This window comes from Ignavibacteriota bacterium (assembly GCA_016716225.1).
In the GTDB taxonomy this organism is placed as follows: domain Bacteria; phylum Bacteroidota; class Ignavibacteria; order Ignavibacteriales; family Melioribacteraceae.
Map to the genome: position 1 here is coordinate 3,310,063 of JADJWT010000001.1, position 13,736 is coordinate 3,323,798.

At 29.2% G+C, this 13,736-nt stretch carries 9 protein-coding genes; 2 read left to right on the forward strand and 7 right to left on the reverse strand.

The window, feature by feature from the left end:
• The first annotated feature begins 182 nt into the window (after positions 1 to 182).
• Positions 183 to 3,230, forward strand: a complete 3,048-nt coding sequence (locus tag IPM32_14280; GenBank protein MBK8946419.1) for a T9SS type A sorting domain-containing protein — start codon at positions 183 to 185, stop codon at positions 3,228 to 3,230.
• 96 nt (positions 3,231 to 3,326) lie between these two features.
• Here IPM32_14280 and IPM32_14285 read toward each other — a convergent pair whose 3' ends face one another.
• Together IPM32_14285 and IPM32_14290 are read right to left on the reverse strand one after the other, a co-directional pair.
• Complete coding sequence (locus IPM32_14285) at positions 3,327 to 3,851, reverse strand: hypothetical protein (protein ID MBK8946420.1); 525 nt, start codon at positions 3,849 to 3,851, stop codon at positions 3,327 to 3,329.
• A gap of 59 nt (positions 3,852 to 3,910) precedes the next feature.
• Positions 3,911 to 4,891 carry a hypothetical protein gene (locus tag IPM32_14290; protein ID MBK8946421.1) on the reverse strand — a complete coding sequence of 327 codons (981 nt, stop codon included), beginning with the start codon at positions 4,889 to 4,891 and terminating at the stop codon, positions 3,911 to 3,913.
• Between the two features lie 119 nt (positions 4,892 to 5,010).
• Between IPM32_14290 and IPM32_14295 the strand changes: the two genes are divergently transcribed.
• Positions 5,011 to 7,704, forward strand: a complete 2,694-nt coding sequence (locus tag IPM32_14295) for a T9SS type A sorting domain-containing protein (GenBank protein MBK8946422.1) — start codon at positions 5,011 to 5,013, stop codon at positions 7,702 to 7,704.
• A 71-nt stretch (positions 7,705 to 7,775) separates the two neighbouring features.
• Here IPM32_14295 and IPM32_14300 read toward each other — a convergent pair whose 3' ends face one another.
• From IPM32_14300 to IPM32_14320, 5 genes are all read right to left on the reverse strand, one after another.
• Entirely contained in the window at positions 7,776 to 9,884 is a 2,109-nt protein-coding gene (locus IPM32_14300) for a hypothetical protein (GenBank protein ID MBK8946423.1), read from the reverse strand.
• 453 nt (positions 9,885 to 10,337) lie between these two features.
• On the reverse strand, positions 10,338 to 11,420 hold the full coding sequence (locus IPM32_14305; protein ID MBK8946424.1) for a DUF2190 family protein: 1,083 nt from the start codon (positions 11,418 to 11,420) through the stop codon (positions 10,338 to 10,340).
• Positions 11,421 to 11,666, reverse strand: a complete 246-nt coding sequence (locus IPM32_14310; GenBank protein ID MBK8946425.1) for a hypothetical protein — start codon at positions 11,664 to 11,666, stop codon at positions 11,421 to 11,423.
• Between the two features lies 1 nt (position 11,667).
• Positions 11,668 to 12,594: a hypothetical protein gene (locus IPM32_14315; GenBank protein MBK8946426.1), complete on the reverse strand. Its 927-nt coding sequence runs from the start codon at positions 12,592 to 12,594 to the stop codon at positions 11,668 to 11,670.
• Between the two features lie 26 nt (positions 12,595 to 12,620).
• The gene (locus IPM32_14320; protein ID MBK8946427.1) at positions 12,621 to 13,697 is read right to left on the reverse strand and encodes a Clp protease ClpP; all 1,077 of its coding nucleotides are present in this window, start codon (positions 13,695 to 13,697) and stop codon (positions 12,621 to 12,623) included.
• Between the last annotated feature and the right edge of the window lie 39 nt (positions 13,698 to 13,736).

Consider the following 13,736-nt stretch of genomic DNA (forward strand, 5'->3'; position numbering starts at 1 on the left):
GTAGGATTAATATAATAAGTAAAATTCTGAGAATAAAAAATAAGCTAAATGCAATTTAATAAATATCCATTTAGTCTTCAAAAAATTAATTAGATACAATAATTATCCAAAAAATTAACTTTTTGGACTATTAATTAGTTGGCATTAAGCCAAATAATTGATAAAATTTTTTAGGAGAAATGATGAAAAAAATAACTCTTTTAGCAATCTTTCTACTTAGTATTTGCGCAAATATTTATGCACAACAAGAACCATTTATTTATTACCCCTTTAACAGTAATTCAAATGATGAAAGTGGAAATAATTACAATTTATTGAATGGGCATGCACAATTAACAAATGATAGGTTTGGTAATTCGAATAGTGCATACTCATTTAATGGAATTGATGATTATTTTGAAAGAGATGGCGGAATAACATTAAATAATAATATAACAATGGCAGTTTGGATAAAAAACTCTGGCACAACAAATTGGAGTATGCCAGTTTGTATTGGTAATAGTTACTTTAACATTAGACTAAGTTTTGATGGAACTAACAACAAAGCTGGATTTAATGGTTGGATGGGTGGATTTACTGGAATTGAAAATAGTGTTTTAACAATGCAAAATAATGAATGGTATCATCTTGTAGGTGTGAGAACCGGGAATTTATGGAAACTTTATATTAATGGTACGCTTGATAGTGAAATATTTGCTAAACCAGATACACATACTGATCTGAATATTGCTGTTTCAAAAAATGCATATTCAGAATATCATCAAGATTATTTTAAAGGAAAAATTGATGATATTAGGATATATAATACAGCATTAACTGAAAATGAAATTATAACACTTTATAATGAAAACAATTTTCAAAATAATGGTCTTGTTGCTTCCTATCCATTTAACGGAAATGCACAAGATGTAAGTGGAAATTCTCTTAATGGAATTGAACAAGGTTTAACTTATATTTTTAATAATAATAATAATCAAGCTGCAAAGTTTCTATCATCTAGTTCTGTCAATATAACTGATAATTATTTGTTTGATTTCTCTGCTGTAGCTGGTTTTACAATTGAAGCACAATTCAAATTACTTGAAGCAACCAATGGATATATTTTAATTAAAATGGGACCTGGAGGAGGAGAAGATGATGAATATTCTCTATCAATATCACCTGAAGGACAGATTTCAGGAGCATGCAATAGAAATGCTTCAGTTTATAATTCTGTTAATTCAATAGGTAGATTATCTTTAAATACTTGGTACAATGTAATATTTGTTTGGGAAAATAATGGCGATATGTCACTATACATTGATGGTGTATTAGATAATAAAATAAATTCACAAGTTACTTCGATTCAAAATACTAATACTCCAATTATTATTGGAGACCCAAATATGAATGCCCCACATTCTATTGTTGGTTTAATAGATAATATTAGGATATACAATCGAAAATTAAATCAAAGTGAAATTTCTGAACTTTATGCTAGTAATCAACAGAACGCAGATTTCATATTTAAATATGACTTTGAAACTATTACAGACAATATTATTATTGATAGATCCCCGGAAGGTTTACACAATGGAATTATTCAAGGTGAAAAAAGTATCGGTATGAGCTATTGCACAAGAGGCTCTGCAGCTTATTTTAATGGAGCATGGAGGTTTGTAGTTGAAAATTCAAAATTAGAAGACTTCCCTTTGACAAATGATTGGACTTTAGCATATTCAATCTATTTAACTTCGCAAAGTGACGGAGGGAATGGATTAATTACAAGAATGTCATCCAACAGTGGCTATTGTGGTGATAGAGGGTTTTATATTTATATAACACCCGAACCAGAAAATAATAGATTTATTGCAGCGTTTGATGATTCTTATATATGGGATGCTGGAAATAATGATAGAGTTAATATCACAGGCTTAGTAAATGATTCTTGGAATAGAGTTATAATTGTTCATCATTCCAATGGGTATGTTGATTTATATTCTAATGGGATTCTTGTGGCAGAAAATCAAAAATTATTTATGAGCGAAACAAATCAAAAACAAATGTCTATTGGGGGTAATTATTTAAATTTGCATTGTTATGGTGTAGGATTTGCAAATAACATTAAAATGGATGACATTGCTTTGTATTCAGGAATCTTAACAAATGAAGAATTATTAGCAGATAATCTATTGAATCCATTCGGATTTTATCAAAATGGAATTTGCAATGTTTTACCAATAGCTCAAGCAGGAGAGGATCAAGTTATTGAATGTGGAGGAGTAGATGGAACCGAAGTAACACTAAATGGGAGTGGCTCCACTGATTCGGATAATGATTCATTATCATTTACTTGGTATTTGAATGAAGAAGTTGTATCAACAGAAGCAATAGCTAATTTAAATTTAACTGTTGGAGAATATAATTTTACGTTAGTAGTTGATGATGGAAATGGCGGAACAGCAAGTGATGATGTTTTAATTAAAGTTGAAGATACAACAACACCAGTCCTAACATTAAAAGCGCCCATAAAGATTTGGCCGGTAAATCATAAATATGTTAATATAAATATTACTGATATGGTAAATGGAATTACTGACGGATGTAGTGGAAATTTACAAGTAAATGATTTAAGAATATTACAAGTAACAAGTGATGAATTAGAAGATGATCCAAGTGGCGGTGATGGTAACACATTAAATGACATAGTTATTAATGAAGGATGTAAATCAGTTGGATTAAGGGCAGAAAGATTAGGAAATGCAGATGGAAGAGTTTATACAGTAATAATTGGAGGCAAAGACTTAAACGGAAATGTAGGAACTGCAGAATTTGAAGTACAAGTACCACATAGTAAAAATGGAACAGCCGTAAAAAGTAATGTCCAATACTTAGTAGAAGGTACATGTGAAATACCATTACCAAATGAACAATTAGCAAAAGAAGTCAATGAAAACAGAGAAGAAGAAATTGCAGACGTTATACCAAGCAATTACATATTAAATCAAAATTATCCGAATCCATTTAATCCAACGACAAAGATAAGTTATTCGATACCAGAAAATAATTATGTTACTTTAATTGTATATGATGTTTTAGGAAATGTCGTAAGTTTATTGGAGAATGGATATAAATCAGCTGGAAATTACACATATAATTTTGATGCAAGCAGAATTTCGAATGGAGTATATTTCTACAAATTACAAGCTGGAGATTTTACTGAAACAAAGAAGATGATTTTGTTAAAATAAGATAATCTAAAATTTTATTAAACATTCAAGCCCTTCGAAATAGAAGGGCTTTGTTTTTAAAAATTAGTTAACTGTAAAAAGAGAAATATGAATTTGTTATTTTGAGAAAATTAATTCAATTGAATCAATTTCAATATTTTTGTTAAGTATGATTGGATTACTATTATCAACGCATCTAATAATTTCATTACTTGGAGAAATTTTCAGTTCGAAATTATTTACAGTATCTGAAGTTTCTGAAAAAATGTAAATTTTAGTAAAATTTGGTTCAGCATAAACTTTAATGAAATAAAAATTACTTTCATCAATAAAAGTATTATTGCTGATTTTTGAATTTAGTGGTGACTTTGCTGCAAGTTTATCAATTTCAGATATTATATTATCGGGCAAAGTAATTTTTTTTAACTTGACTGAATTAAAAAAAGTATATTCCGGAATTTTTTGTGAAAGTTTTATTTTAATTCCATGGCTTAATTCAGAAACTGTATTGTTCTTAAGTTCTTTGTAAAAGTCGATTATTTCAATATATGATCTTTCATTCTCGATGGTAATGTGTTTTTCTGCCGGTATATTATTTGGGAAAAAAACATAAGTGAATAAATCGACTTCTTCAATTTTCATTTGATTTTCTTTCATTTAACATTTAAATACTCTTAATTTGAGACATTTTGGAAAAGAAATTACTTATCCAACCTTATTTTTATCTCATTTTTCAAAAATTTAAACAAATACTCGAAAGTATTTTGATATTTGTTTTTATAATCATTGAAATTGGATTGAGGTAATTGATCTAATAAATAGTTATGTAAACCATTTGATATACCGCCATTTTTCATATCAATAAGAATATTACTTAAAGCGTTTGTAAAAGCTTCAGTTTCAAAATCATTAATTTTATTTTTTTCTGTATAAGTTTCTTTTAATTTTTTTATTGTATTATTATATGCAATTTGAGTTAGCGATTCAATTTCTGGTATATTTTCAAAACTCGTTGCTTCCGAATTATAGCAATTTGATAATCTTATTTTTTTTAGTTTCTGTACAAGTGCATTTAAAGGAATTGCTGGACTTTTATCGGTATTTTCTTTAAGAAAGTTAAAAAGCTTTAGTAACAAACTTGAGTTATCATCAAAAATTTCAATAGGGAGCTGATTAATAAATTCTGTATCTGGTAAAGAACCTAATTTTATAAAATCTTGACTTTCAACTATGTAGGTTGTGCCTAATATTTGTTTTTTAGTAAAGTTGTTTTTTGTAATTAAATAATTTACTGAATCTAAAATACTTGAAAAAAACGGGTCTGAATTTCTTAATAGTTCCGAAATATACTTTTCAGCACTTTTAGCTGCCAATTTATTAAGAAAAAATAAAGCTTTTTCTTCAGAATTTATTTTTGGTTCCCAAGAATTAAATGACTTAATAATTTTTATAAATCTGCCATTTCCATCCCTTTCGAACAATGGTGCAATTGCATCAATTGCCATTTCTTGTAGAGTTATATTTTCAGCAACAAAAACCTTATAAAGATTTCTGTTTTTGTATCTCAGATAAAAAAACGTAAAAGAATAAATTTTTTCGACAAGTTGATTGGTTTCAATTTTCGAAAGCTTATTCTCTGCAAGAAAATTTAATAATTGAAAATATGATGTTAAGCTTTTCATTAAAGAAAAATAACAAAAAAAGATAAAACTATTTGATATTGGATAAATATAAAAATTGTGTTTTTTCCGAAACCTTTTGGTTTTAGTGTATTTAAATTAGATATAAAAAGGGAGAATTTATGAAAAAGAGGCACCAATTAATAACATTTATTATTTTTATTTCAAATTTGATTTTTGCACAGGTACCAACAAATGGTTTAGTTGCTTATTATACCTTAGGAAATAATTTAAAAGATTACAGTGGGAATAAAAATGATGGTATTGTTATAGGTGAAGATCCAATTACTGCAATAGACAGATTTGAACATCAAGATTCAGCTCGTTTTTTCAATATCCAAAAGAAAAATTTTATTCAAATTCAAAATTCAAATTCTCTTGATAGTTTTGCCTCAATTACAGTTTCTGTGTGGATAAATAGTTTAGGTATGACAAATGATAATCAAACAATTATTGGAAAGTGGAACGGTAGTCTTTCGAATCAATCTTGGACTTTAGACTTAAGTTATCATAGTACCCAACCCCAATTTGGGATAAGGCGTTCCAATGGAGAAATAGTATCATTAATTTCAAATAAAAGTTTAGCAGCGGGTGAATGGTACAATATAACATGTGTTTATGATGGAATTAATACAAGCTTATATATTAACGGTAAGCGTGATTCAATGTTAACACATACATCTAATTTTTCAATTATTCCTGCAAATACCACGGTAACTATTGGCGCACATGACGAGCTGATTACATCAGATGTTAATCGATTTAACGGAGGAATAGACGACATAAGAATTTATAATCGAGCATTAAGTGAAAATGAGATTCTAGCACTTTATAACAATCAAAGTATTGAAGTATCAAAAATACCGATTATATTTATTCCTGGGATAATGGGATCTCCATTATATGATGATTTGAATAATAACAATTTATTATTAGATGAATTTTATTCAGACAAGAATGAAAGAATTTGGTTCAATTCATTAGTTCCACAACAATTTCTGTATGATCTGCAACTTGATGATAGCGGTGAGAATCCTTTAAATAAAAATAACAATATTAAAGTAGCTCCAATAAGGGGAGACATAAGCAATACTTTAAAAGATAATTACGAGACAAAACTTCCCTTAAGTGTATACAAAGGATTATTTATGTATTTTGATACAAAAGGGTATCAGATTGATGACACTGGACAAATGGAAGCAAATTCAAATACAAATTTATTTTGTTTCACTTATGATTGGCGAAAAAGTGTTATTGATAACGGTAATAAATTATCTGATTATATAAACAAAGTCTTGGCTTGGACAGGTGTACAAACAGTAAATATAATTGCTCATAGTCTTGGTGGATTAGTAACAAAAAGCTGTGTGAAGAATAATGGATCAGATAGAATAGACAAGATTATATTTGTTGGAACACCTCATTTGGGGGCGCCTAAAATATACTATACAATGCTTACAGGTGATGTTGAATTTGGATTTTTCAAGGATATTTTCTTAATTAATAAAATAATAAAAGATATAAGTAGGAATATGCCCTCAACTTATGAGTTATTTCCATCTGCTGAATATTTTAATGCAAAAATAAATAGAAACATTTCTGGTAATGATTTATATAATTATTCAATTTTAAATGCACACTATACACCATTAATTTCAAATATTGAATATTTTGGATATAATGATGCAATTAAATTTTTTGAAAATTTACAAGTTGGCAGTAATAATTTATATAATGTTGATTTAATTGAATCTGCAAAGACAATTCAAGATAACCTTTCAAATGTGGATTTTAAAGATATTGACGTTTATAATATAGTTGGATATAATACTTCAACGATTGGACAAATCTGGGTAAGGAATCTTTTTAATAATCAATATTCACAAGATGCCATCTATAATTTGGACGGTGATGGTACAGTACCTTTAAAAAGTTCTGAAACTATAAATGGGAATATTTATAACCCTAATAAAACATTTTACATAAAAGGTGGAAATCACCAAGCCTTACCCTCAGATAAAAATGTTTTAGACATTATTAACAATATCTTGAATGATTCAGCTAATAATTCATATAATTTACCCCAAGAATATAAATATTCTAATTCAAATTGGTTGCAGACGATAGTCGCTTGTCCGGTTATAGTTAATGCTTACGATGATTTTGGGAATAAAACAGGCCCCACATCTGATACTACTTATATTGAGGGAATTCCAGGTAGCAAATATATTCCCGCAAATCTTTTAGATCCAGAATCAAAAAAAATATTTTTATTACCAAGAAATGGTGAATATAGATTTGAAATAAATTCCCAAGATACAAATAGTACTTTTGATTTTTCTGTATTAGATATAAAAGATGGCAATATGGAATCATTATTAACCATTGATAGTATAAAAATGGAGAATAATACAAAAGCTTTTTGCAAAGTAGACTCTACAATATCTAAGACAATTATGTATGTAGATACAAATGGAGACGGCAGTATAGACACGACATATAATTCAAATTATAGTAAAATAACGTCAACTAAAAATTTAACTTTATTACCGTCAATATTTAGTTTATCACAAAACTTTCCTAATCCTTTTAATCCAACTACAAGAATTAGCTATACAATAAGTGAACAATCAAAAGTTGTTTTAATTGTATATGATATACTTGGTAGAAAAATAAAAACTCTTATCGATAAAATACAATCATCCGGAAACTATTCTATCGAATGGAATGCAAGTGAATATCCAAGTGGAGTTTATTTTTACAAGCTTCAGGCAGGAGAATTTACAGAAACCAAGAAGATGATTTTGTTAAAATGATATTAGTTAAATTTATTTGCATCTTAAAGCCGTTCTAAATTAGAGGGCTTTGTAATTTTGAGACTGTAAAATTATTGAAGTTGCTCTCGAGATACAAATTCTTTGCCGTTCCAATATTTTATTTGGGATTTTAAAATATTGCAATATTCTTCTGTATCAGTAAATGGAAGTTTTAATTTGCCGTGAACAACGAGTGAATCTCTTTTTACTCTATAAGTACTAGTAATTACAATATCTATATCTTTTAAATTAGGATTTATTTCGTAACCAATTGCTGGTTCTTCTTGGTTTAAACCTATCGATGTTGCCAGACAAAATTTTTGGCTTTCCTCTTTTTCATAAAAACTTCCAATATTAAAAGTTGGTGTTCTAACACCAATATATTTATCATAATCTGTTTTTTGAATTCGAATATACGCTTTCATCTTTCTTACTGGAAAATTGCTTATCAAATATTCGGCAGATGTTAGACGCACCGTTTTTAAAGTATCAAGATCATAAACAAAAAAAACTAAATCTTCAAATCCATTATCATAACCAATACCAATGATTTCTTTTTTTCCATCTTGTTCAATATCTTTAACCATACCATCAACTATGTGACCAGATGCCCAAAATGTACCAGGTAACCTTTTCCCAGTTTTTAACTCTAAACCATATATTGCAGAACTGAAGGAATTTACACTGGATGAAACTAAAAAAATGGATTTTTTTCCACCTAAGGTTGTTGTATCAATAATACTATAACCGCCGTAATCCGGAGCAATATGACCAGTATGAGTTTTCACTGTATCTTTAAATTGATAAGTCCAAATAATTTTTTTGTTTTTATCAAAACATGTTACAGCATTTGGTGTGTTTGCTGTTTTATTTATTGAATAATCTGGAAGACTAGAAATCACTTCATTTGAACCATCATTATTTACATCAACAATTTTCACAAATTGACAAGCATAATTTGTTTTTAAAGATGATGGACTTGCATGGGACTTAAAAGACCATATTGTACGCCCATTCTTATTTTTTATATAAATTGAATTACCATCAGCATAAAATGTATAAGGATTATCATCCCAATCAACAACAAATAAATAAGCAAACAGAATTGATAATATTAAAGAAGAAACGGCACTAATCCAATTCTTTTTAATGAATTTTGTGCTTCTGATGATAGGATTTTGTTTTTTAATTTCAACTAAATCACGGCGGTTTAGAATTGCTTCTATATTATCAAAAGATTCAATCCGTAATTTCCTATTCGGATATTTATTGTTAAGCAAATGCAGTGTTTGTTTCGCATGAATCTCATCATCTTTATGAAAAATAAAAACTTGGGAATCAGAATAGAATAAAGTATTTATTTTTTGTTCTATTATCTCATTCCCGGATTTTTGTATTTCACCGCATGTATTTATTCCGCCGGTAAACGCAATCTTACCAATTAGATTAATCGTATAGGTAGGATTATAAAATTTCAGTATTTCTTCCAAAAATGAAAAAGTTAATGCAATTCCTAGTGAATTACCTTCATAAAATCCTTCTTTCTTATCAAAGCTTAATATTACCTCATGAAACTCGTTAGTCTTTTTGACAAATCTTTTAGAGATTGAAACAGCCAATTCCCAAGAATTTTTACATTGTGAAAAAATATTTTCTTCTATCTTCTTTTCACTAGGAACTATAATAAATTTATTAGATGATGACGATTTATTTATTCTAACTGTAACTGATTCAACAATTCCATAAAATCCATGATTGCTTTTTTTGTAAATCAATGGAAAAGCAGCTTTTTGGTCTTGAGTTATATTGTGTTCTTTTCCATCAAGTATGTTCCCAAGTTTTATAACTTCATTCTGAAGTTTTAAAATTTCATCTTTCAGGAATGATAGAGGTATAAACAAAATTCTTTGATCAAAGATTTCCTTAAGCTGATTAACAATATTAGCAATAAAATCAATATCAGTTCCAAATGCACCGATTTTTGAAACCGCATATTTAAATTCATCAATAAATTCTTGTAAAAATGCTTCAGCGACATTTGGGTTATTAAATTTGAGAGCTGTAAGAAAATAACTATTATAATCAGAAATAAATAAATGAGGGAAGGATGAATTATTACGTTTTATAATTAAATTAATTCTTTGTTCTTCAAGTGAGTTAATTGATAAAGTAGAAGTCATAAATATTATTTAATTAATAAAAATTAACTTAATAATGTTAATATTAATAAAAATAATTTTTATTGTTTTAGTTATTTTAAAAAAGTAATTCAGTTGTTATTAGTAATAATGCGATAGGGAAAGGAAACGGAAAGCGAAGACAGAATGAAAAAGAAATTATGAATTAAGAATTCAGAAAACAGAAGACAGAATGAAATAAAATTAAACAAAAGATTTTAAAACAGAAAAGAGAAAGAGTAAGACCTTCCTACATACCTTCGGTACGTAAACCGGTAGGCAGGTTAAGAGTAAGATTAAGAATAAGATTAAGAATAAGATTAAGAATAAGATTAAGAATAAGATTAAGAATAAGATTAAGAATAAGATTAAGAGTAAGATTAGGAATTAGAAAAAAACTTGGTAATGACGAGATGTCAAATACCAAGTTTCTGCAATTAACTAAGATGGCAATGTTTATTTTAATAAAACTCTGATAAGCTGGTTTGCTCCGGTGGCAGCATCTAAAGCAAATCCGTTAAATTCTCCGGATGCGAAAACAATTGCTTGTCCATTTGCATTTGATTGAACTTTAGCACCAAGTGTAACAGCGGCGCCGGAAACAACAAGAGCAATACCGGATGTCATTACCGGTCCGTAATCATTTGCTTGAGTATCTGCATTTAACACACCAAGAGCTTTGGCACCGTTTCCGCACAAAGCACCGTCTAAACCAATGAATAAATTTTTTGTTCTATCTGCCGGCATTAAAACCGAAGTGATTAAAGTTGATTGTTCTGTCTGCATATCTTTTGTCCTTAATTTATAAAGTAAATAGGGATTACGCGCATAGAAAAAATGATTGTTGTCATATACCCAAGTCGCTGAATATAATGACGGCTGACCAAATCCGTTTAATTCCGTCCAATGATTGCTAAAAGTATTTTCATTTAATGAATTATAAGAATTTGGATAGGTAGAACAGATTAAAAGAACTCTTGCATCCCAAAAGGAAAGATTATACTCATACATTAAATAAGCGATATAGCCGGCAATTCTTCCGGGTGAAGATTGAGCATATTCATTTCCATCAAATACGCGCGGAGACATTGTATCGGGAAGCCAGAAATCGCAATTATAACCATACGAATTATTTTCATGGGGAAATGTTCCGGTGGAAACAAATTGAACTATCTGCAATTTGGGTAAAATATTACAATGTGAATTAGTTAAAGAATTACACGAACCAAAAATTAAATTAACCGAAGGGAAATAATGCCTTATCATCAGCAAATCAGCAGAATTAAAATAATTATAAGGCAATACTACTATTGAAAATTTATTATTAAGTGCATAAATAAGAGCTTCTTCAAGATCAATATAACCGAAATAATATCTTTCGATATATTTATTGCGGTTATAATAAACATTTTGAAGTTCTTGAAACCCTTGAACAATTTGATTTTCCAATTCAGCATAAACAAGATTTTTTGGTTCATCTTTATCACTGGGATCTGTTGGAACTTTACCGACGATTAATATTTTTGGAAATTCTTTCAATTATCTATTTCTTGATTTCTTTTTAGATTGAAGTACTTCAGCAGAAACGGAATTATTTATTTCGGATGAACTTTCATTTACAGTTTCCGGAACAATTATTTCAGATTCTTCTAAAACTTTCTCGTCTTGAATATCTGCAGATGAATTTTCAAGGAACGGTAATAATTCATCGGTTGGACTTCCAGGGAAATCCATACCGATTTTATAAATTGTTCCATCATGAACGAAATTTTCTATTACTTTCATATTAGATCACCGTATTACTAATTAAATAACCAGCATCCGGTCCAACAATTTTAGGCTGGAATATGTCGGTCGAGCGCACAAACAAAACTTTTCCATCACGGTCAAAAGTATCGACTGAAGGATAAGCTTTTTTCTTAAAAGTGTATCCAAAAGATGGTTCATAATAAGAACGCTTTTCATTTGTCTGTGCTTTTGGAAGGTAATACAAACCCATAAAATCGCCGAACAAATCGGCATTAACATTTGTATCATTAGTATAAACAGCATTGCCGATAAATAATTCATCAAAACCTAATAATTGGCGTAACAAATCCGGGGTAACAACTGCATTCATTGTGTATTTGATACGATCTACAATAGACGGATGATTTTTAAGAGCCATGTAAGTAATAGCTCCCAAAACAGCAACATTAGGATATTTTGCAATTTGCGCACGGACAGCATTTTTTGCATCGTCAATAATTTGAATAGGATTTGAAGCTGATTGATTAAAACCGCTTCCGGTAGTAAGAGTAATTCTGTTAGTTGCCGGATAATTAGCAGTATTCTGAAGTAAATCTGCGATTTGCTTTTCGAGACGTAAATTGATGCCATTTGAAACCACATTAGTAGCATGCATTTTTAAAGGAATATCATCTTCGTCTAATTCTCTGTAATCTATTGGGTAAGAAAGATCGTGCTCCGTTAAAACAAAATCAACAGTACTTCTACCTTCGGGAGAAATCTGATTAGAAGCTGCACGGATTGCTCTTTCAGTATTATAAATTTTGAAAGCTTCTTTGTTGAACAAAGGCACTTTTCCGCCTTCTTTAGAAACTACAACAATTGGGAAAATTTTAGTACCGATATGTTCGGCATTAGAGTAGCCTCTAGCTAATTCAGTAAGAACGGCGTCGTTAACTCTCTTTTGTTTTAATGTTCCATCCATATATGGACCTCATATTTAATTATGTTTTAATTATTCATTAATCTTAGAAGCGCATCCTTATAAGAAATTTTCTGTTCCTTGGATAACGCCAATACTTTTTTATGAAGTGCAAAAGATTCAGCATCAACTTCATAGTTATCATATTCATACTCAGATTTAGAACTGCCGAGATTTTTTGCGAAATCATCCAATAAAAGCATATTTGGGAATTGATCAATAAGCGAATCAAATTTTGACAAAAGAATTTTAGTCTGATTTAGCGGATCAGAATCGTGCTCCGCATTTATAAATTGCAAAATATCCATTATTGAATTTTTTACTGCGGGAGTAAGCGAACCGGATTTAATTTTATCATTAAGAGATGATTCAAATTTTGCGATATCAATTTTTAACTGAACGGAATAATTAAGCTGTTTGGTTAGATCATCTTTTAAATTTGTAAAATCTTCTTTAAGATTTGTAACAACAGATAACAAATCATTTGCTGAGGATTCTGGGGAGGATGAATTAATATTTTTCTCTTCAGATAGTGGTATTTCTTCCAAAGGATTTCCGGATTCATCAAGAATTGACGAATTAAAAGCGACAAATTTTTCCGTCCTATAATTTTCTATAATATCATCAACAAAACCCATTGCAAGAGCTTCATCGGCGTTAATGAAAGTTGATTTATTACAGAAATCCTTAAGTTTTTCATCATCCAAACCGGTTTTTGCTTTGTAAATATCTATTAGCGTATCCCGGAATTTCCCAAGATTGTTTGATTGGTCTTGAAAATCATTTGTATCACCGATTGCGATATTCCAAGGATTGTGAATAAACATGTAGGAATTTTTGTAAGCTAAGATCTTATTTCCGGCAAGAGCAATAACGGAAGCAATTGAAGCTGCGATTCCGTCAACAATAGTAGTTACGTTTCCGAAATCGCGTAATTGGTTAAAGATTGAGAAGCCTTCGAATAAACTACCTCCGGCTGAATTAATTCGAACTTCAATTTCAGAAATATTTTTTGATTTGAAATCTTCAAGAGTGTAAAGAATTGTTTTAGAAGAAATGCCAAAACTTGAAATGTGATCAAAAATGTTAATAATACCTTTATTCATTTTATCCTCGAAAAACTGTTTAATATTAGCCAATTGTTT

Coding starts and splice junctions, on each gene's coding strand:
- IPM32_14310 (MBK8946425.1), bottom strand. CDS start 11,666: ATGAAAGTAATAGAAAATTTCGTTCATGATGGAACAATTTATAAAATC.
- IPM32_14290 (MBK8946421.1), bottom strand. CDS start 4,891: ATGAAAAGCTTAACATCATATTTTCAATTATTAAATTTTCTTGCAGAG.
- IPM32_14285 (MBK8946420.1), bottom strand. CDS start 3,851: ATGAAAATTGAAGAAGTCGATTTATTCACTTATGTTTTTTTCCCAAAT.
- IPM32_14300 (MBK8946423.1), bottom strand. CDS start 9,884: ATGACTTCTACTTTATCAATTAACTCACTTGAAGAACAAAGAATTAAT.
- IPM32_14320 (MBK8946427.1), bottom strand. CDS start 13,697: ATGAATAAAGGTATTATTAACATTTTTGATCACATTTCAAGTTTTGGC.
- IPM32_14315 (MBK8946426.1), bottom strand. CDS start 12,594: ATGGATGGAACATTAAAACAAAAGAGAGTTAACGACGCCGTTCTTACT.
- IPM32_14295 (MBK8946422.1), top strand. CDS start 5,011: ATGAAAAAGAGGCACCAATTAATAACATTTATTATTTTTATTTCAAAT.
- IPM32_14280 (MBK8946419.1), top strand. CDS start 183: ATGAAAAAAATAACTCTTTTAGCAATCTTTCTACTTAGTATTTGCGCA.